Source organism: Canicola haemoglobinophilus, from assembly GCF_002015075.1.
Lineage (GTDB): Bacteria > Pseudomonadota > Gammaproteobacteria > Enterobacterales > Pasteurellaceae > Canicola > Canicola haemoglobinophilus.
Genome location: NZ_MUXZ01000030.1, coordinates 1 through 20,257, shown reverse-complemented (window position 1 = coordinate 20,257; position 20,257 = coordinate 1). Strand labels below are relative to the sequence as shown.

The following is a 20,257-nucleotide window of genomic DNA, read 5'->3' as shown; positions in this document are numbered from 1 at the left end:
GTTTCATTTTTTAGCAAAAAAATTGATTAAGATCATTAAAAGTTTCATTTTTTAGCAAAAAAGCCCCATTAAATAATGGGGCTATTAAGATCAAAACAGTGTTAATTATGCTTGGCTTTTACTGCTGCAACCGCCACCATATTAATAATTCTACGCACTGATGATGCAGATGTCAGAATATGTGCTGGTTTTTCAACCCCCATTAGAATTGGACCAATAGTAATAGGAGTAGCTGTACCTTGTAATAAATTCAAGCTAATACGAGCTGTTTCCATATTTGGCATAATTAACAGGTTTGCCGCACCTTTAATTGGACTATCAGGCATAATTTCTTTGCGTAAATTCTCAGATAAAGCTATATCACAATGCATTTCACCATCAATTATCAAATCAGGTGCTTTTGCTCGCACAAGCTCTAAAACTCTACGCATTTTTACCGCACTTGGATCATTAATAGAGCCATAATTAGAATGAGAAACCAGAGCAACTTGTGGCACGATACCAAAACGGCGAACTTCTTCTGCAGACATAATGGTAATTTCTGCGAGCTCTTCCGCAGTTGGATTTGCATTCACGAAAGTATCAGCGATAAACAAATTACCAGTCGGTAAAACTAGACCATTTACTGTTGCTGGAATTTCACCTTCTTTCACACCAATAATTTCTTTAATGGCATCTAAATGTGCTGCAAAAGGACCGACTAAACCACAAATCATTGCATCTGCTTTACCTAAGTCCAACAAAACTGTACCAAGTGCGGTCGGATTATGAAGCATTTTGCGTTTAGCTCCATTAGGCGTCATACCTTGGCGTTTCAATTTGTTGTAATAAGCATCACAACATTCTTCATAGTATGGATTATTCTCAATATCAATAATCTCAAAATCACGTCCTACTTGTACCTGTAAGCCTAATTTCTTAATGCTATCCTCAATAATTTGAGTACGCCCTAGCAAAATAGGTTGTGCAATTCCTAAGGTGGCAATTTCTTGAACTGCATGTAACACACGCTTTTCCTCACCATCTGTTAAGATGACACGTTTTTTATCTTCTTTTGCCTGTGCAAACACAGGTTTCATAAACAAGTTTGTCTTATAAACAAACTGGGTTAATTTCTCAATATAAGCATCAAAATCATCAATTGGACGTGTTGCAACACCACTATCCATTGCAGCTTTTGCCACAGCTGGTGCTATTTTTACAATCAATCTCGGATCAAATGGTTTTGGAATAATATAGTCAGGTCCAAAAGAAACGCCACTTTCGCCATAGGCAGAATTCACTACTTCACTTTGCTCCGCTAAGGCTAAATCAGCAATGGCATAAACTGCTGCAAGTTTCATTTCTTCGTTAATAGTAGTTGCGCTGACATCCAATGCTCCACGGAAAATAAATGGGAAACACAACACATTATTTACTTGGTTTGGATAATCGGAACGTCCAGTACACACAATTGCATCAGGGCGAACAGCTTTTGCCAATGGAGGCAAAATCTCAGGCTCAGGATTTGCCAAGGCTAAAATTAATGGGTTAGGTCCCATGGTTTTGACCATTTCCTGTGTAAGTGCACCTGCTGCAGAACAACCAAGGAAAATATCTGCATTAGGAATCGCATCCGCTAAAGAGCGTTGCCCATTATCATCAATGGCATATAACTTTTTAGTTGTATCCATTTTTTCATCACGTCCTTTATAGATAACCCCTTTAGAGTCACAGACAGTGATATTTTCACGTTTCATACCCAAGGAAACTAATAAATTTAAACAAGCAATAGATGCAGCACCAGCCCCTGAAGCAACTAATCGAACTTCTTCAAGCTTTTTATTAATAATGCGTAACCCATTAATTACTGCTGCTGTAGAGATAATAGCCGTACCATGTTGATCATCATGAAAAACAGGGATTTTCATACGCTCACGCAGCTTTTGTTCAATATAGAAACATTCAGGCGCTTTAATATCTTCGAGATTAATACCACCAAAAGTTGGTTCTAAAGCAGCAATAATTTCCACTAATTTATCTGGATCACGCTCATCAATCTCGATATCAAATACATCAACTCCAGCAAATTTCTTAAATAAAACGCCTTTACCTTCCATTACGGGTTTACCCGCTAGCGCACCGATGTTACCTAAACCTAAGACGGCAGTTCCGTTTGAAATAACGGCCACTAAATTGCCACGAGAAGTATAGCGATAAGCAGCAGCTGGATCTGCTTGGATTTCTAAACAAGGTACCGCTACCCCAGGAGAATAAGCCAAAGCTAAATCACGCTGTGTACCTAACGATTTGGTTGGAGTAACTTCAATTTTTCCAGGTTTTGGGAATTCATGAAAATCTAAAGCGGCTTGACGTAATTGTGCATCCATAATTTTTCCTTACATTAACTATTTTTCATTTCAACTTGGACAAAAATTTAATCCATTATAGACAAAAAAACAGGCAAAAAATGTGACAAGAAACACATTCTTTACAGATTTTTCACAACATGTGGGGACATAGAGATAAATATAAAAATAGGCATATATTTGCTATATGCCTATCTGGGAACTAAATAATTATTTTATTTATGTAATTTAGCTTTGTAAGTAGGGTTCATTAAATTTTCCACAGAAAGAATATTATCTAATTCTTCTTCTGTTAATAATTCCATTTCTAATACAACTTCACGCACCCCACGGCCTGTTTGAGCACAAGTTTTGCCCACGATATCACCATTGTGGTGACCAATAAATGGGTTTAAGTAAGTCACGATACCGATAGAGTTAAATACATAGTTTTCACAAATTTCTTTGTTTACAGTGATTCCATCAACACATTTATCGCGTAAATTCACACAAGCATTAGTTAAAATATCAATACTTTCAAACATTGCTTGACCAATTACTGGTTCCATTACGTTTAATTGTAATTGCCCCGCTTCAGCAGCAAAAGTTACAGTTGTATCGTTACCAATCACTTTGAAACAAACTTGGTTAACAACCTCTGGTACAACAGGGTTTACTTTTGCTGGCATGATGGAAGAACCAGCTTGTAACTCTGGCAAGTTGATTTCATTTAAACCAGCACGAGGACCTGATGAAAGTAAACGTAAGTCATTACATACTTTAGATAATTTCACTGCTGTACGTTTTAATGCACCATGAACCATTACATAAGCACCACAGTCTGAAGTTGCTTCAATTAGGTTTGGAGCCACTGTACAAGGTAAGCCAGAGACCTCAGATAAACGTTTAACTACTAATTCTGAATAGCCTTGTGGTGTATTTAACCCAGTACCAATAGCAGTTGCCCCTAAGTTTACTTCTAATAATAATTCAGCTGTACGAGTTAAATTGCGTACTTCTTCGTCTAGTAATACAGAAAACGCCTTAAACTCTTGTCCCACAGTCATAGGAACTGCATCTTGTAATTGAGTACGTCCCATTTTTAAGATATTAGCGAACTCTTTTGCTTTATTTTCAAATCCTTGTTGTAAATAAAGCACTTTTGTCACTAATTTCATAATGCTGTTGTAAACAGCGATACGGAAGCCTGTTGGATAAGCATCGTTTGTAGATTGGCTGGCATTAACATGATCCATTGGGTCTAAAATGTTATATTCACCTTTTTTATGACCTAAAATTTCTAATGCTAAATTAGCCACCACTTCATTGGTGTTCATATTCACAGAAGTACCCGCACCACCTTGATACACATCTGACGGGAATTGGTCCATACATTTACCATCAACTAAAATTGCATCACATGCTTTCACAATGGCTTGTGCAATTTGATCTGGAATTGCGCCTAATTCTCCATTTGCAAGTGCGGTCGCTTTTTTTACCATAACCATACCACGAACAAATTCTGGCACATCAGAAATAGTCACATTAGAAATGTTAAAATTCTCTACCGCTCTTAATGTATGAATACCCCAATAAGCATCTGCTGGCACATCACGTTCACCAAGTAAATCAACTTCTTTTCTTGTTGTCATAATTATTTCCTTTTTAACTTTAAATGGATTAAAAAATCTTAATCATTATAGGGTAGATAATAGCTTAAAAATGTGATCCAGATCACTTTTTATCATTCCCTTCATCGACATATTTTTTATAAAATTCATTAGTTTTTTTAGGGGTAAATTAAATAAAAAATCCCCTTGAAAGCATAAAAATCTCCCCCATATAGTGACCGCTTTAATTTTTTATTAATAAGGAAATCAAACCATGAATATTCGTCCATTACATGATCGTGTCATTATTAAACGTGAAGAAGTAGAAACGCTATCTGCTGGTGGTATTGTGCTAACTGGCTCAGCAGCAACAAAATCCACTCGTGCTAAAGTATTAGCCGTTGGTAAAGGTCGTATTTTAGAAAACGGTACTGTTCAACCATTAGATGTTAAAGTGGGTGATACAGTAATTTTCAATGATGGATATGGCGTAAAATCAGAAAAAATTGACGGCGAAGAAGTATTAATCATCTCTGAAAATGATATTTTGGCAATCGTAGAATAAAAAGTTTTATTTGTAGGGGCGAAACATCTTTCGCCCAAGGAAATTTAAATTTTATGGCAAATTATTTGCCTCACAATAATTAAGATAGGAATAAAGAAAATGGCAGCAAAAGACGTAAAATTCGGTAATGATGCTCGTGTAAAAATGTTAAAGGGCGTTAACGTATTAGCAGACGCAGTAAAAGTAACCTTAGGGCCTAAAGGTCGCAATGTCATTTTAGACAAAGCTTTTGGTTCACCAACTATTACTAAAGATGGTGTTTCTGTAGCTCGTGAAATCGAATTAGAAGATAAATTCGAAAACATGGGGGCACAAATGGTAAAAGAAGTAGCATCTAAAGCCAATGATGCGGCGGGTGATGGTACAACAACAGCAACTGTATTAGCGCAAGCTATCGTAAACGAAGGTTTAAAAGCTGTGGCTGCTGGTATGAATCCAATGGATTTAAAACGTGGTATTGATAAAGCTGTAAGTGCGGTAGTTGAAGAGCTAAAAGTGCTTTCTAAACCTTGCGAAACTTCAAAAGAAATTGAACAAGTTGGTACCATTTCAGCTAACTCTGATGAAACGGTTGGAAAACTTATTGCACAAGCAATGGAAAAAGTGGGTAAAGAAGGCGTTATTACCGTAGAAGATGGCTCAGGTCTTTCTGATGAATTAGATGTAGTGGAAGGTATGCAGTTTGACCGTGGTTATTTATCGCCATATTTCATCAACAAACCAGAAGCCGCTACTGTTGAATTAGATAATCCATTCATTCTTCTTGTTGATAAAAAAATCTCTAATATTCGTGAATTATTACCAGTATTAGAAGGTGTGGCAAAAGCAGGTAAACCATTATTAATTATTGCAGAAGATGTTGAAGGTGAAGCGCTTGCAACCTTAGTAGTGAATACGATGCGTGGTATCGTAAAAGTAGCTGCAGTGAAAGCGCCAGGCTTTGGCGATCGCCGTAAAGCAATGCTACAAGATATTGCAATCTTAACTGCAGGTACTGTGATTTCTGAAGAAATTGGTATGGAACTTGAGAAAGCGACGCTTGAAGATTTAGGACAAGCAAAACGAGTTGTCATTAACAAAGATAACACAACCATTATTGATGGTATCGGTAATGAAGCGCAAATTAAAGGTCGTGTTGCTCAAATCCGTCAACAAATTGAAGAAGCAACTTCAGATTATGACAAAGAAAAACTACAAGAGCGCGTTGCAAAATTAGCTGGCGGTGTAGCAGTCATTAAAGTCGGTGCTGCGACTGAAGTTGAAATGAAAGAGAAAAAAGATCGTGTTGATGATGCATTACATGCAACTCGTGCAGCAGTTGAAGAAGGTATTGTTGCTGGTGGTGGTGTTGCATTAATTCGTGCAGCGACTAAAGTTGCCACAACCTTAAAAGGCGATAATGAAGACCAAAATGTAGGTATCAAACTTGCTTTACGTGCAATGGAAGCCCCACTGCGTCAAATCGTAACTAACGCAGGGGAAGAAGCTTCAGTTGTAGCAAGTGCGGTGAAAAATGGCGAAGGAAACTTCGGTTACAACGCTGGCACTGAACAATATGGCGATATGATCACAATGGGTATTTTAGATCCAACTAAAGTAACTCGTTCTGCACTACAATTTGCTGCATCTATTGCTGGCTTAATGATTACTACAGAATGTATGGTAACTGATCTACCAAAAGATGAAAAAGCTGACCTAGGCGCTGGTATGGGCGGCATGGGTGGAATGGGCGGAATGATGTAATTCCCCCACCGTTCTCACTAACATTTAAGAAGGGCCATTAGGCTCTTCTTTTTTATATCTAGCAAAATTAATTCTTAGCTATCTAGAAGTCTAGATTGTTATTTCACCCATTTTTTATTAGAATGCTTAATCTTATTAAGGTTATTAAGGATCAATAAAATGGCAGATTGGGACGGAAAATATATTAGCCCTTACGCAGAACATGGTAAAAAGAGCGAACAAGTCAAAAAAATTACCGTTTCTATTCCAATTAAAGTATTAGAAATCTTAACCAATGAGCGCACTCGCCGCCAGCTCCGTAATTTACGTCATGCGACAAACAGTGAGCTATTATGCGAGGCGTTCTTGCACGCATTCACAGGTCAACCCTTACCGACCGATGAAGATTTATTAAAAGAACGTCATGATGAGATCCCTGAAAGTGCAAAACAGATAATGAGGGATTTAGGAATAAATCCTGATGAATGGGAATACTAATAGCTTAAGTCTATTGAATTATTCCAGCAAGTGCGGTCGTATTGACCGCTTTTTTGTTAGTGAATTTCACTTGGCAATGTTACAATCCACCACCGTTATAACAAAGAGATAAATACAATGGCTCGTACAAAAAAAACACGTCGAATAACCGATATTATGCCTATCCGTAAAGCAGATAAACGCCCTGATAATCTACCATCACGTCTAGGCAAGAAACTAACACGCTATGAACTGGATGCGAAAGCGCGTGAAGAAAAAAGAAAGAAAAAACATAAAGGATTAAGTGCAGGCTCGCGTCATAGTGCGGTAGATACCAATAAAGCAGTAACACTCAATGAGAAAAAAGATCCTCGAATTGGCAGTCGTAAAAAAGTACCTCTAATTGTTGAGTTCGTCAATAAACCAGAAAAAGGGATGTTTATTCCTAAAGTTGTTTTAGAAGAAAAAGCAAAAACAATTGATCCAATGCTAGAGCTTGAGCAACTTGAAAATAATGAATGTTTAAATCAATTATTAGATCAGCTTGATGCAGGTAAAACCTTAAACAAAGAAGATCAAGCCTTTGTGGATCAATGTCTAGATCGTATTGCGGAATTAATGGATGAGCTTGGCATTGAAGATGAAGACGAAAGTGAAGATGATTTATACCGCACTTTTGAAAACATTGATATTAACCAATTTAAATAACAATTATGTGGACAACAATTTTAATTATCTTAGCGCTACTGATTATTAACGCCATGCTTGGCTATGCAATCTATTTATTGCTTGCCTTGCAAAAACAGAAAAAGGCGTTTTCACAAGCCAAACTTGCTCGCACTAAGCGTCTAAAAGAAAGCTGTGAAATTATTGCCAAAGCGATGCAAAGTGGTGAATGTAATTTATCTGAAGGGGTGATTCGCCTAAAAATGTTACTCGAACCACTAGGACACTCCTTAAAAAATTATGCCTCTATGTATCAACTCTATGAAGTCGTCATGGATATGCCAACTCATGAAGCACGCCGAACATTAAAGAAAAATGAACGTATGCGCTTAGATTTACAACGTGAAAGCTCTGAAGTAGATTTAGAAAAAAAAATTAAAAAGGAACTTCCTTTGTTATTAAATTATTTGGAAAAGCTTTAAAAAGAGCGGTCAAAATTGACCGCACTTTTTTATCCTCTTTGGGCATTTTTCATAATGCGTTCTTTTGCTACTTTCCACTCACGATCTTTAATATCTTCACGCTTATCATGTAATTTTTTCCCTTTTGCTAAGCCAATTTTGACTTTTGCCCAAGGTCCTTTCCAATACAATGAAAGTGCGACAATAGTAAAACCGTCTCGGTTTGCCTTACCAAACAATGAGGCTAATTCTTTCTGCTTTAATAACAGTTTACGTGTTCTTGTGGGATCACAAACAATATGAGTGGAAGCCACGTTGAGTGGCTGAATAGTGGCGCCAAATAAATATGCTTCACCATCTTTAAAAATAATATAACTATCGCCAATACTTGCCTTACCAGCACGCATTGATTTCACTTCCCAGCCTTGCAAAGAAAGACCAGCTTCAATTTCATCTTCTATAAAATAATCATGTCTTGCTCGTTTATTTAAGGCAATGGTATTAGATGCAACTTTTGCTTTTTTCTTCGTCATATAAATTCAGATCTCATCAAAAAAATTTTCCGCATTTTACCCAATCTCAGCAAAGATCGCAAAAAGGCTTGCATTACATAACATTCTCTATAACAATGCTGATATTTTTGACAACCCTTTAAATAAAATATGAAATATAAAAATCTACGGGATTTCCTCGAACTGTTAGAAAAACAAGGCGAACTCAAAAGGATCACGCAAGAAATCGATCCTTATTTAGAAATGACTGAAATTTCTGACCGCACTTTACGCGCTGGCGGTCCAGCCTTGCTATTTGAAAATCCAAAAGGCTATGACATTCCTGTACTGTGCAATTTATTTGGCACACCAAAACGTGTTGCTCTCGGTATGGGACAGGAAGAAGTTAGTGCATTACGTGATGTAGGAAAACTATTGGCTTTTCTTAAAGAGCCTGAACCCCCAAAGAGTTTCAAAGACCTATGGTCAAGCCTGCCACGATTTAAACAAGTGCTAAATATGCCAACAAAGGTATTAGGGAAGGCTGAATGTCAACAAATCGTACTTTCGGGCGATGATGTTGATTTATACAAATTACCTATTATGCATTGTTGGAAAGGTGATATTGCACCTCTAGTAACATGGGGACTGACTATTACCAAAGGTCCAAACAAAAAACGGCAAAATTTAGGTATTTATCGCCAGCAATTAATTGGCAAAAATAAATTGATTATGCGTTGGTTATCTCATCGTGGCGGCGCTTTAGATTTTCAAGATTGGAAAGAAACATATCCAGATCAACCATTTCCTGTGTCAGTTGCTTTAGGTGCTGATCCAGCCACTATTTTAGGCGCTGTAACGCCAGTGCCTGATACCTTATCTGAATATGCCTTTGCTGGATTATTGCGAGGCAACAAAACGGAAGTAGTAAACTCCATTAGTAACGATCTTGAAGTTCCTGCAAGTGCAGAGATTATTTTGGAGGGGTATATTGATCCAAAAGAGACCGCACTTGAAGGACCTTACGGGGATCATACTGGCTATTATAATGAGCAAGAATACTTCCCTGTATTTACTGTTACTCATATAACAATGCGTAAAGATCCTATTTACCATTCTACTTATACGGGTCGCCCACCTGATGAACCAGCGGTTTTAGGGGAAGCACTCAATGAAGTATTTATTCCTATCTTGCAAAAACAATTCCCAGAGATCGTAGATTTTTATCTTCCCCCTGAAGGCTGCTCTTATCGTCTTGCGGTTGTAACGATGAAAAAACAATATGCAGGTCATGCGAAAAGGGTCATGATGGGAGTATGGTCATTCTTACGTCAATTTATGTACACAAAATTTGTGATTGTTTGTGATGATGATGTCAATGCACGTGATTGGAAAGATGTAATTTGGGCGATTACAACTCGTAGCGATCCTGCTCGAGACTGTACGATTGTAGAAAATACACCGATTGATTATCTTGATTTTGCATCTCCAGTAGCTGGTCTTGGCTCAAAAATGGGAATAGATGCAACCAATAAATGGGCTGGCGAAACCCAACGTGAATGGGGAACGCCAATTAAAAAAGATCCAAATGTGGTTAAACGAATTGATGATATTTGGGAAAGTTTAGATATTTTAGGCTCAAAATAAACATTGACCTAGAAGAAATAAAAAGGCAAATAAGTGCGGTGCTTATTTGCCTTATTTTATTATTTTAAACGTTCAAATCCAGCTTTAAGATCAGCAATAAGATCATTAACATCTTCTAACCCAATATGCACACGAATTAATGTACCTGTTAATTTACGTTCAATATTAGGTCTAATTCTAGCAATTTCTTCTGGTTGATTATGTAAGATCAAGGATTCAAATCCGCCCCAAGAATATGCCATGGTAAAAATCTTAAAATGATCCATAAAGTTTTCTAATTCTTGCTGAGAAAGTTTTTTGTTTAACTCAAAAGAAAATAGTCCACTGGAACCAGTAAAATCTCGTTGAAAATATTGATGTCCTGGACAACTTGGCAAGGCTGGATGATAAACAGTTTTTACTTCTGGTTGCTCCAATAACCATTTAGCGACTTTAATACTACTTTCTTGATGCTGTTTTAAACGAACTAATAAAGTACGAATACCACGAGCTGTCATATAAGCCGTATCCGCATCAACCATTTGTCCCATTAAGTAAGAGTTTTCACGCAATTGCTCCCAACAACGAGCATTAGCAACTGCGGTACCAATCATTGTATCCGAATGCCCCACTAAGTATTTAGTTCCAGCTTGGATGGAAATATCAATACCAAAATCGAGAGCCTTAAAGAACACGCCAGCACTCCAAGTATTATCAATCATTATTACTATTTCTGGGTTTACTTTACGGACAGCTTGCACAATTGCTGGAATATCAGGCACTTCCATTGTGAGCGAACTCGGCGCCTCTAAGAATAAAACTGTGGTGTTAGGCTGAACCAAATCAGCAATCTTTTCTCCAGTTATTAGAGGAGCATAAAATGTGGTTGCAATCCCCATTTTTTTTAAAAGCGTATTACATAATTCCTGTGTTGGCTCATAAGCTGCACCTGTTATTAAGACATGATCACCTGTTTTAACAAAGGATAAAATCGCATTACTTACTGCCGCTGCACCACAAGGATAAAAATAACATCCCTCTCCACCTTCAAGTTCGCACATTAATTCTTGTAATGCAAAATGCGTCAAGGTTCCACGGCGTCCATAAAATAATCCTCCTTTAGCACGATTGATCGTAGCCTCTTTCTTATCGGCTAAAGTATCAAATACTAATGAAGATGCACGCTGAATAACAGGATTTACTGCATTTTTACACACTCGTTTATTACGTCCAGTATGAATTGTTGACGTAGTGAAAGAAATTTCATTGCTCATAGGAATATCCATATTTAAATAAATTAAAGATTATAATGATTGGTTCAATAGCCAAAACCTAATATAAAAGTACTGTCTGTTTTCATAGAATATGGGAGAAATTTTGCTTTGGGAGGCAAAATTCTTAATAACTTTTATAGGAGATTTCTACTATGGTATTAGTTACCCGTCAAGCACCAGATTTTACCGCTGCTGCTGTTTTAGGCAATGGTGAAATTGTTGAAAAATTTAATTTAAAACAACATATCGCAGGAAAAACTGCTGTTATTTTCTTCTATCCTTTAGATTTTACTTTTGTATGTCCTTCAGAATTAATTGCATTTGATCACCGCTATAAAGAATTCCAAGATCGTGGTGTTGAAGTTGTTGGTATTTCAATCGACTCTGAATTTACACACAATGCATGGCGTAATACACCAGTTGAAAACGGTGGTATTGGTCAAGTGCAATATGCCTTAGTAGCTGATATAAAACATGATATTGCGAAAGACTATGGTATCGAGCACCCAGATGGTGTTGCATTACGTGCATCATTCTTAATTGATAAAGAAGGTATTGTTCGTCATCAAGTCGTAAATGACCTTCCGCTAGGTCGTAATATCGATGAAATGTTACGTATGGTTGATGCATTACAATTCCATGAAACTCATGGTGAAGTTTGCCCAGCACAATGGGAAAAAGGCAAAGAAGGCATGACTGGTAGCCCTGAAGGTGTTGCAAAATATTTAAAACAAAATGCTGACCAACTTTAATCTTATAAAATTTAGCTAAAAATAACCCCGCAATTAAGCGGGGTTTATTTTATTTGGAAATTAATTGTCTAACTAATGCAAGTATTTCTTGAATAGATTGTGAAGAAAGTTTTCCTTCTGAAACCCACTGCACCTTACCATTTTTGTCCAACACAATAACCGCATTGTCTTTTTCTTTTAATTGCCAAGCATTTTTAACTGCACTTTTCTGATCTAAAACAACTTGGCTATGTGCATTAGCTTTCTTACCTTTTTCTGCACTACTTTTAACAAACATTCCCGTTGCAATAACAGCATCATCTGCATTTACAATAGTAGTAGTTTGGTATTTATTAGTATCAAATTTAGCCGATTTAATAGCTTCAATTAAAGCCAGATTCTTTTCTTTAGCTTCTGTTCTACCAGCAAAATGATTAACAATTCTAACCTTTCCTTTTAATTGGGCGGCGCTCCAAGGCTGATATTTAATTTCATTATTTGACAATACTAATTCGCCATCATTGGCTACAGATACCGCTGGTAAGGCTGAATTCAGTTGAAGATTATGAGCAAATGTAGAATGAGAAAATAACCCCATAGATAAAGTAAAAATTAAAGCGATTTTTTTCATAAGTTATCCTTTTCGTTAAAAATTTGCTCATTCTACTTGAATACAATCTCCTAACAGATCAGATCTGTCATATTCGATGTTATAAAAGTATCAAACTCCCATACACAAATACTTCATTTCTAAAAACTCTTCTAATCCATGACGAGAGCCTTCTCTACCTAAGCCAGATTGTTTAATGCCACCAAAAGGAGAAACTTCATTGGAAATAATTCCCTCATTGATACCAACTAGACCAGTTTCCAACTCCTCTGAAACCCGCCAAATACGACTAAAATCTTGAGTATAAAGATAGGCTGCTAGACCAAACTCACTATCATTTGCCATACTAATTGCTTGCTCTTCTGTATCAAAAGGGATTAATGCGGCAAGAGGCGCAAAGGTTTCTTCATGGCATACCAACATATCTTGTGACACATTTTCTAAAATGGTTGGCTCAAAGAATGTGCTACCTAGAGCGTGACGCTGCCCACCCAGTGCTAAAATTGCCCCTTTATTTACAGCATCTCCAATATGTCGTTGAATTTTTTGTACTGCATTTTCATTAATTAATGGGCCAATATTTACCCCTTGTTGTTGAAAATCACCCACAATAAATGACCGCACTTTTTCTTTGAGTTTATCGGCAAAAGCACGATAAATGCCTGATTGTACATAAATTCTGTTGGTACAGATGCAAGTCTGCCCTGAATTGCGGAATTTTGAGGCAATAACCGCATCAACAGTTTTCTCTAAATCAGCATCATTAAAAATCAAAGAAGGCGCATTTCCGCCTAGTTCTAGGCTCAATTTTTTCACTGTATCAGCACATTGCGCCATTAAAATTTTGCCCACTTTAGTGGAGCCAGTGAAAGTGAGTTTACGTACATCAGCACTACGAGTTAAAACACTACCAACTTCTTCTGCCAGTGCTGTTGGTAGCACATTAAAAACACCTTTCGGTATGCCAGCTTGATCAGCTAATTCAGCCAATGCTAAAGCAGACAAAGGGGTTTCTGGTGCTGGCTTAATAATGATCGAACAACCAGCAGCAAGTGCAGGTGCGGCTTTACGTGTAATCATCACATTGGGAAAATTCCAAGGCGTTATCGCGGCAACGACACCTACGGGCTGTTTAATCACGAGCAAGCGATGATCAGATCTATCTTGTGGGATAATTTCCCCGTAAGCACGCTTAGCCTCTTCTGCAAACCATTCGATAAAACTCGCTCCATAAGCAATCTCGCCTCGACTTTCATTCAAGGGCTTACCTTGTTCCATGCTTAATAAGTAGGCTAGGTTTTCTTGATTTTGCATAATCAACTCAAACCATTTTTGCAAAAATTTTGACCGCTCTTTTGCCGCATATTTTTTCCATTCATGCTGTGCCTGTTTAGCACTTTTAATAGCTAACTCAGCTTCTTCTTCTCCACAACAAGTTACTTCACAAATGACTTGTTGGTTAGCTGGATTTATTACAGGAAAAGTGCGGTGATTTTTTGCAGAAATAAACTCACCATTAATATAAGCTTGTGTTTTCAATAAGTGCTGAATAGGCATAAGAATTCCCCATAAAAAAAGCCTTGATATATCAAGGCCTTAATAATTAAACAGTTACAAATTATTTAATCTAATTTGGATTAATGATTGCTCAAAAGAATTGGTTGTTTTTAATGCTTGCTCAAAATTACTTTTGGCCGCTTCTTTATTACCTTTTGCTAGCTGAATATCACCAGCTAACAATAGCTTACGCACATCCCAAGTTTTACCTTTTACTTGATTGAGGCTAGCTAACGCATCATCAAATTTTTGTAACTGGTATTGAACAGTGGCTAAACGAATTGCACTGATTGACATTAAAATATCATCATTTGCATTAGAAAGCGCTTGTTTTAATGTAGATTCTGCATCAGTAAAGTTTTGTTGACCAACTTCAACTTTTGCTTTATCTAATAAAGCTAATACTGCATAACTTGTTTTGCCATTTTCTTGTACAAATTGATTTAACTGTGCGCTGTAAACATTTGGATTACTTGCATTATCAATCAGTTGATCATATTGTGCCGAAAGTGTCTGGCTTTTAGTTACTTGATAATCTTGCCAATAACGCCAACCAAATACCCCTGAAAAAGTTAAGATCGCAATGACAATAATAGATTTATAGTTCTCTTGCCACCAAGCCTTTAATTCATTCAGTTCTTGTTCTTCTTCAATTGTATAAGCCATTTTAGTATCCTTATTGAGTTGCTTGTTTTAAATAAGCTACGACATCTGTTAATGCTAAACTCTGTTGCTCAGCTCCGCCTAATAAATCTTTTACTACGACTTGTTGAGTTTGTGCTTCCATCTCGCCAATTACTAACGCAAATTTTGCACCAACCTTATCCGCACGTTTAAATTGCTTTTTGAAGTTGCCTCCACTGCAGTGAGTCATTGTGCGTAAGTGCGGTAATTCTGTGCGAAGTTTTTCAGCTAATTGGAAGGCTGGCAATGTGGTTCCTTCACCTGAATAAACCACATAAATATCCACCGCACTTGGTAAAGCAATTTGCTTATTCACTTCTTGTACAAGTAGCACTAAACGCTCTAAGCCCATGGCAAAACCCACACCACAAGCCGCATGCCCGCCAAGCTGTTCCACTAAACCATCATAACGCCCACCGCCACAAACTGTGCCTTGTGCACCTAAAGCAGAAGTTACCCATTCAAATACGGTTTTGTTGTAATAATCCAAACCACGCACTAATTTGGGGTTCACTTCATATTGAATACCAGCGGCATCCAATAAATCACAAAGTTGGCTAAAATGTTCACGGCTTTCTTGATCTAAGTAATCTAATAATTTCGGTGCATCATTTAGCACTTCTTGTAACGCTTGATTTTTAGTATCCAAAATACGCAATGGGTTTTTAACCAAACGTTCTTTTTCTTCATCACTTAATAAATCAATATGTTGTTGTAAAAACTCAACTAAAGCCGAACGATAATTTTGACGTGCCTCGAGAGAGCCAATGGAATTAAGCTGTAAGGTCACATGCTCAAAAATCCCAAGTTGTTTCCATAAACGTGCAGTCAATAAAATTAATTCTGCATCAATTTCTGGGTTCGCAATCCCAAAAACCTCTACACCAGCTTGATGGAATTGGCGATAACGTCCTTTTTGCGGGCGTTCATGGCGGAACATCGGTCCCATGTACCACAAACGTTGCTCATTATTATAAATCCAACCATGCTCAATGGCTGCACGCACACAGCCTGCTGTACCTTCTGGACGTAAGGTTAATTGCTCATCATTATCCCAGAATGTGTACATTTCTTTTGAAACAACATCTGTTACTTCACCAATGGCACGAGCAAATAAAGGCGTGCTTTCGACAATAGGCATACGCACTTCGGAATATCCATAAGTTTGTAAAACTGACCGCACTTTTTCTTCGACCCACTGCCATAATGGACTTTCAGTCGGAGAACAATCATTCATACCACGAATTGCTTGAATTGTTTTTGCCACAATATTTTTCCTTTAGATAATTCTATTTTTTGGATCTTGTTGTGCGACTTTCGCACGAATTTTTGCTTCTAATTGATTAATTAAATCATCATTGTCAAAGCGTTCTTTTTGACGTTCGCCGTCCAAATAGTAACCGCTCTTTTTATTACCACCTGTTACGCCCAAATCAGAAACTAATGCTTCACCAGGGCCATTTACCACACAGCCGATAATAGAGACATCCATTGGCGTAATAATATCTTCTAAACGTTGTTCAAGGGCGTTGACTGTACCAATTACATCAAACTCTTGGCGAGAACAAGTTGGGCAAGCAATAAAATTAATGCCACGAGAACGGATACGCAGGGATTTTAAAATATCAAAACCGACTTTGATTTCTTCAACAGGATCAGCGGCTAAAGAAACACGCAACGTATCGCCAATACCTTCAGCCAAAAGCATCCCTAAACCAACCGCACTTTTGACCGCACCAGCACGAGCACCGCCCGCTTCAGTAATACCTAAATGCAAAGGTTGCTTAATTGCTTTTGCCAATAAACGATAGCTTTCTACGGCAAGAAATACATCTGAGGCTTTTACACTGACTTTGAATTGATCAAAGTTCAAACGGTCTAAAATTTCCACATGACGTAATGCACTTTCAAGCAAAGCTTCTGGTGTCGGTTCGCCATATTTTTCTTGGAGGTCTTTTTCTAAGGATCCTGCATTTACCCCGATACGAATAGGAATATTTTTATCCCTTGCACAATCCACAACTGCACGAATACGATCTTCACGCCCAATATTACCTGGGTTAATACGCAAACAATCTACGCCATATTCCGCGACTTTAAGGGCTATGCGATAGTCAAAATGAATATCCGCCACTAAAGGAACCTTGACCTGTTGTTTGATTAATTTGAATGCTTCAGCTGCATCCATCGTAGGTACAGAAACACGCACAATATCAGCACCGACACGCTCTAAGGCTTTAATCTGTGCAACTGTTGCTTCAACATCGGTGGTTCTGGTGTTGGTCATAGATTGTACCGCAATAGGTGCATCACCACCCACTGGTACATTTCCTACATAGATTTTAGTCGATTGACGACGGTTAATAGTTGGTTTAAATGATGACATAATAATTTATTGTAATTTGAATTTCGCTACACGTCCGTCGACTTTTAACGGATAATGTTCACCTTTATAAGTAATTTTAACGTTGCTTGGTGCACCAATAATTAAAGAATAAGGAGCTCCTTCATTAAAGGTTAAAATCTCACCTTGTTTATATTCTTTTTGTGCAAGTACTTTACGTTTAGCATCTTTCACACTAATCCAGCAATTTGGTCCAATAATTTCTATTTGTAAATCACCAGCAACCACTGCTTCTGAATTTGTAGCCAAGCTCTCAGTTTCTGCATTTTTTGTCACTACTATATCTTGTGAATTTTGCACCGCACTTTGTTCTTTTACCACGGCAGATGGTGTAGTTGTTTTTTCAACCACAGCTTCTTCATTCACTATATTTTGCTGAGTTTCAACGAAATTACTTTCACTGGAAGAAGTTATAGGGGAATTGTCTACTGGAGCAACCAGTGTATTTTCAACAGCTGTTTCCGCTTGAGTATCAACTACATTAGTTGGCGTATTTTCTACATAATTTTGTACGAAAGTATCTCGTTCTTGAGTTGATTTTTGGTAATTTTCCCACCACCATAAAGCCGTCATTCCTGCTGCAATCAACAATACCAATATAGTGACATAACCAATCCAACGCCCATGAGAAGAATATTGGTTCACGGCTTTTGTTGAACGCGCATTTTTCCCTAAATCATGTTGAGTATTTTCTTCTAAGGATGTAATAGCAACTGTCCATATTTCTTCTGGAATACGCAGAAATTTCGCATAACTACGCACATAACCTTTCATGAAAGTTGCTGGAATACTTTTGTGTGTCAGTTCATTATTTTCTAAAAGCTGTAAAATCGCAGGCCTTAAATTAAGCTGCTTAGATACATCATCTAAAGATAACTGTAATTTTTCTCGAGTCACACGAAAATATTCACCTAGTGATAACTCATCATTATTTACAGTTTGTGCTACTTTTTCATTTAAAATGGTCATAATTCTTTTAGTTGCGACTATATCGTTGACAAAGGCTCAAGTTTAAAGTTGTACTCCTTGTTTTGCAACAATTATTCCTCAATAAATTGCAGCTCATCCAGCCAATCCTCTAATTTTTGGGTATCAACTAACCAATCAGTAATCAATGTATTGATCCATTCATCAATATATACTTCCCAATTCTCTGTATTAGGATCTTGAGCTAAAGCTGCAAGATGCTGCAAACGAATTAATCCCACAGATGCTAATGCACCTTTTATTTTATGTGCATTAGAAAGAAGATCATCTTTTGCTATGTTATCTAGCTTATATTTTGCATAACTTTCTGATAATTCAATCATATAACCAGGCATAGTCTGCTTAAATAATGACAAGTTTTTAATAATAAACTCTTTGCCTAAAATCTCATGCAGCTCAGTTAGCATTTCAAGATTAAGCACATCAGAAAAAGTTGAAACATCGCTAGAATAAGATTTTTTGAGCACAGTAGTATTTAACTCATCGCCAAAATAATCAGATAAACAATTTACTAATGCTTCTAAAGATAAAGGTTTACGTAAAACATCATCCATACCTTGCTTTTGATATTCAATTTTACTCTGCATTACATTAGCGGTTAATGCAATTAAAGGAGGAAGAAAATCATACACACCTTGCTCATATTTTTTGCGAAAATATTGGGAAATATCAAAACCTGACATATCGGGTAATTGAATATCCAAGAGTACAAGATCATAATAATTTTGTTCAAACTTCTGAATCCCTTCTTTACCCGTCATTGCGACATCAACGTTGTAACCTAATTTTTCCAAGACTGATTTAGCAACAATAATATTCACTTCAATATCTTCAACTAATAGAATATTTAAAGTGTTTGGCACATTAGATTGGCTTTCTATAGGTTTTTCTACAGCTTTAGCTTGCAAGGTCAGTGTAAAAGTTGATCCTTGATGTAATTGACTCTCCACAGTTAGATCGCCGCCCATTAAGCCTGCTATCGTTTTTGACACGGCTAAGCCGATACCACTACCAGCTGGCTTATAATCTGTTTCCTGAACTTGATAGTACATCGTAAAAATTTTATCTAGCTCTTGTTCTGCAATGCCAACCCCTGTATCAGATAAAGCAAAGGAAAATGCGTCCTCTGTCAAACGAGAAACTTTTAGTTTTAACTTCCCAGTAGGAGTAAATTTCACTGCATTATTAATTAAATTCCATAATATTTGGCTCAATCTCGCACTATCTAACATCAACCAATCAGGTAAATCTTTATCACATTCTAATTCAAATTTTAATTTACGCTGTTCAGCCATTAATGTCGCAAAATTGGTAATATCATTTAAAAAACTATGAAAATCAGTTTCTTGATAATGTAGTTCTATACGATGAGCATCAATTTTTTCAAGATCGATAATGTCACTAAAGATATGCCCAAGAGAAATCGCACTCACATTAATAGTTTTAAGATAATTACGTTGCTGTTCTGTTAGCTGATCATCAAGTAAAATACGACTTAAACCGATAATGCCATTTAAAGGTGTTCGCAATTCATGGCTAATCGTTGCCATAAGTGCGGTCTTATCTCGACTAGTTTTTTCAATTTCATTCAAAGCAACAGATAATTTTCTTTCTGCAAGAATACGATCTGACACTTCATTGCGTAAATTATCGACTAACTTAGCTAAATCAAGACGTGACTTTTCTAATTTCTCAACCAGTAAAGTAAAAAAATACAGTACAAATGGGGCAGAAAATAAGCCAAAAATAATAGAACGAGCCACATCTTGCCAATAAATTGTGCCAATAAAAATTAAGCTAACAACTATCTGCATAAATAAAGCAAAGACAGCCAAAATACAGACTCCAAGCAAAGAAAATCTAATGCGCCCGAGCCTAATAACCCAATCTACATATTTTTGTGCGAAGTACTTTAAATTTTTCATATTTGATAATTAATCTTGATAAATAATGAATATTATATACCAATATCCGCTGTTTAATTATCTTTTAAAAAGAAATAAATAAGACAAAAAAGAGCGGTATAAAACACTTTATTTTCCTACCGCACTTTCTTTTGCCTTTT

The 20,257-nt window shown here is 36.9% G+C and carries 18 protein-coding genes; 7 read left to right on the top strand and 11 right to left on the bottom strand.

Annotated features, from left to right (window positions below):
* Positions 1-101: 101 nt before the first annotated feature.
* Together B0186_RS09100 and aspA are read right to left on the bottom strand one after the other, a co-directional pair.
* Positions 102-2,369 (bottom strand): NADP-dependent malic enzyme, encoded by a 2,268-nt coding sequence (locus B0186_RS09100; RefSeq protein ID WP_078219074.1) that lies wholly within the window; start codon positions 2,367-2,369, stop codon positions 102-104.
* Between the two features lie 194 nt (positions 2,370-2,563).
* The gene (gene aspA / locus B0186_RS09095) at positions 2,564-3,979 is read right to left on the bottom strand and encodes an aspartate ammonia-lyase (RefSeq protein ID WP_078219073.1); all 1,416 of its coding nucleotides are present in this window, start codon (positions 3,977-3,979) and stop codon (positions 2,564-2,566) included.
* 232 nt (positions 3,980-4,211) lie between these two features.
* On the opposite strand from aspA, the gene B0186_RS09090 reads away from it, so the two are divergent.
* From B0186_RS09090 to B0186_RS09070, 5 genes are all read left to right on the top strand, one after another.
* Complete coding sequence (locus B0186_RS09090) at positions 4,212-4,502, top strand: co-chaperone GroES (protein ID WP_005696765.1); 291 nt, start codon at positions 4,212-4,214, stop codon at positions 4,500-4,502.
* A 99-nt stretch (positions 4,503-4,601) separates the two neighbouring features.
* On the top strand, positions 4,602-6,245 hold the full coding sequence (gene groL / locus B0186_RS09085) for a chaperonin GroEL (RefSeq protein ID WP_078219072.1): 1,644 nt from the start codon (positions 4,602-4,604) through the stop codon (positions 6,243-6,245).
* A gap of 159 nt (positions 6,246-6,404) precedes the next feature.
* Positions 6,405-6,722: a met regulon transcriptional regulator MetJ gene (metJ, locus tag B0186_RS09080; protein WP_078219071.1), complete on the top strand. Its 318-nt coding sequence runs from the start codon at positions 6,405-6,407 to the stop codon at positions 6,720-6,722.
* A 117-nt stretch (positions 6,723-6,839) separates the two neighbouring features.
* Positions 6,840-7,409, top strand: a complete 570-nt coding sequence (gene yihI / locus B0186_RS09075; RefSeq protein ID WP_078219070.1) for a Der GTPase-activating protein YihI — start codon at positions 6,840-6,842, stop codon at positions 7,407-7,409.
* Between the two features lie 5 nt (positions 7,410-7,414).
* Entirely contained in the window at positions 7,415-7,849 is a 435-nt protein-coding gene (locus B0186_RS09070) for a DUF2489 domain-containing protein (protein ID WP_078219069.1), read from the top strand.
* A gap of 29 nt (positions 7,850-7,878) precedes the next feature.
* On the opposite strand, the gene smpB is transcribed toward B0186_RS09070, so the two are convergent.
* Positions 7,879-8,361, bottom strand: a complete 483-nt coding sequence (gene smpB / locus B0186_RS09065) for an SsrA-binding protein SmpB (RefSeq protein WP_078219068.1) — start codon at positions 8,359-8,361, stop codon at positions 7,879-7,881.
* A gap of 129 nt (positions 8,362-8,490) precedes the next feature.
* On the opposite strand from smpB, the gene ubiD reads away from it, so the two are divergent.
* A complete protein-coding gene (gene ubiD, locus B0186_RS09060) occupies positions 8,491-9,966 on the top strand; it encodes a 4-hydroxy-3-polyprenylbenzoate decarboxylase (RefSeq protein WP_078219067.1) in 1,476 nt (491 codons plus the stop codon).
* 59 nt (positions 9,967-10,025) lie between these two features.
* Here the strand turns inward: ubiD and metC are convergent, their stop codons facing one another.
* Complete coding sequence (metC, locus tag B0186_RS09055) at positions 10,026-11,219, bottom strand: cystathionine beta-lyase (protein WP_078219066.1); 1,194 nt, start codon at positions 11,217-11,219, stop codon at positions 10,026-10,028.
* Positions 11,220-11,371: 152 nt separating this feature from the next.
* Here metC and B0186_RS09050 point away from each other — a divergent pair, with 152 nt between their 5' ends.
* Positions 11,372-11,971: a peroxiredoxin C gene (locus B0186_RS09050; RefSeq protein WP_078219065.1), complete on the top strand. Its 600-nt coding sequence runs from the start codon at positions 11,372-11,374 to the stop codon at positions 11,969-11,971.
* Between the two features lie 49 nt (positions 11,972-12,020).
* Here B0186_RS09050 and B0186_RS09045 read toward each other — a convergent pair whose 3' ends face one another.
* From B0186_RS09045 to B0186_RS09015, 7 genes are all read right to left on the bottom strand, one after another.
* Complete coding sequence (locus tag B0186_RS09045) at positions 12,021-12,581, bottom strand: YtfJ family protein (protein WP_078219064.1); 561 nt, start codon at positions 12,579-12,581, stop codon at positions 12,021-12,023.
* A gap of 90 nt (positions 12,582-12,671) precedes the next feature.
* Positions 12,672-14,117: an NAD-dependent succinate-semialdehyde dehydrogenase gene (locus B0186_RS09040; protein WP_078219063.1), complete on the bottom strand. Its 1,446-nt coding sequence runs from the start codon at positions 14,115-14,117 to the stop codon at positions 12,672-12,674.
* Positions 14,118-14,171: 54 nt separating this feature from the next.
* Positions 14,172-14,783 (bottom strand): YfgM family protein, encoded by a 612-nt coding sequence (locus B0186_RS09035; RefSeq protein WP_078219062.1) that lies wholly within the window; start codon positions 14,781-14,783, stop codon positions 14,172-14,174.
* A gap of 10 nt (positions 14,784-14,793) precedes the next feature.
* Positions 14,794-16,068 carry a histidine--tRNA ligase gene (hisS, locus tag B0186_RS09030; protein WP_078219061.1) on the bottom strand — a complete coding sequence of 425 codons (1,275 nt, stop codon included), beginning with the start codon at positions 16,066-16,068 and terminating at the stop codon, positions 14,794-14,796.
* Between the two features lie 12 nt (positions 16,069-16,080).
* Positions 16,081-17,187 (bottom strand): flavodoxin-dependent (E)-4-hydroxy-3-methylbut-2-enyl-diphosphate synthase, encoded by a 1,107-nt coding sequence (gene ispG / locus B0186_RS09025; RefSeq protein ID WP_078219060.1) that lies wholly within the window; start codon positions 17,185-17,187, stop codon positions 16,081-16,083.
* A gap of 6 nt (positions 17,188-17,193) precedes the next feature.
* Positions 17,194-18,174, bottom strand: coding sequence for a RodZ domain-containing protein (locus B0186_RS09020; RefSeq protein WP_078219059.1), 981 nt, complete (start codon positions 18,172-18,174; stop codon positions 17,194-17,196).
* Between the two features lie 71 nt (positions 18,175-18,245).
* Positions 18,246-20,117 (bottom strand): ATP-binding protein, encoded by a 1,872-nt coding sequence (locus B0186_RS09015; RefSeq protein WP_078219058.1) that lies wholly within the window; start codon positions 20,115-20,117, stop codon positions 18,246-18,248.
* Positions 20,118-20,257 lie beyond the last annotated feature (140 nt).

Excerpts from the sequence above, each read along its gene's own strand:
- B0186_RS09100 (WP_078219074.1), bottom strand. The coding sequence starts at position 2,369 with ATGGATGCACAATTACGTCAAGCCGCTTTAGATTTTCATGAATTCCCA.
- aspA (WP_078219073.1), bottom strand. The coding sequence starts at position 3,979 with ATGACAACAAGAAAAGAAGTTGATTTACTTGGTGAACGTGATGTGCCA.
- B0186_RS09090 (WP_005696765.1), top strand. The coding sequence starts at position 4,212 with ATGAATATTCGTCCATTACATGATCGTGTCATTATTAAACGTGAAGAA.
- groL (WP_078219072.1), top strand. The coding sequence starts at position 4,602 with ATGGCAGCAAAAGACGTAAAATTCGGTAATGATGCTCGTGTAAAAATG.
- metJ (WP_078219071.1), top strand. The coding sequence starts at position 6,405 with ATGGCAGATTGGGACGGAAAATATATTAGCCCTTACGCAGAACATGGT.
- yihI (WP_078219070.1), top strand. The coding sequence starts at position 6,840 with ATGGCTCGTACAAAAAAAACACGTCGAATAACCGATATTATGCCTATC.
- B0186_RS09070 (WP_078219069.1), top strand. The coding sequence starts at position 7,415 with ATGTGGACAACAATTTTAATTATCTTAGCGCTACTGATTATTAACGCC.
- smpB (WP_078219068.1), bottom strand. The coding sequence starts at position 8,361 with ATGACGAAGAAAAAAGCAAAAGTTGCATCTAATACCATTGCCTTAAAT.
- ubiD (WP_078219067.1), top strand. The coding sequence starts at position 8,491 with ATGAAATATAAAAATCTACGGGATTTCCTCGAACTGTTAGAAAAACAA.
- metC (WP_078219066.1), bottom strand. The coding sequence starts at position 11,219 with ATGAGCAATGAAATTTCTTTCACTACGTCAACAATTCATACTGGACGT.
- B0186_RS09050 (WP_078219065.1), top strand. The coding sequence starts at position 11,372 with ATGGTATTAGTTACCCGTCAAGCACCAGATTTTACCGCTGCTGCTGTT.
- B0186_RS09045 (WP_078219064.1), bottom strand. The coding sequence starts at position 12,581 with ATGAAAAAAATCGCTTTAATTTTTACTTTATCTATGGGGTTATTTTCT.
- B0186_RS09040 (WP_078219063.1), bottom strand. The coding sequence starts at position 14,117 with ATGCCTATTCAGCACTTATTGAAAACACAAGCTTATATTAATGGTGAG.
- B0186_RS09035 (WP_078219062.1), bottom strand. The coding sequence starts at position 14,783 with ATGGCTTATACAATTGAAGAAGAACAAGAACTGAATGAATTAAAGGCT.
- ispG (WP_078219060.1), bottom strand. The coding sequence starts at position 17,187 with ATGTCATCATTTAAACCAACTATTAACCGTCGTCAATCGACTAAAATC.
- B0186_RS09020 (WP_078219059.1), bottom strand. The coding sequence starts at position 18,174 with ATGACCATTTTAAATGAAAAAGTAGCACAAACTGTAAATAATGATGAG.
- B0186_RS09015 (WP_078219058.1), bottom strand. The coding sequence starts at position 20,117 with ATGAAAAATTTAAAGTACTTCGCACAAAAATATGTAGATTGGGTTATT.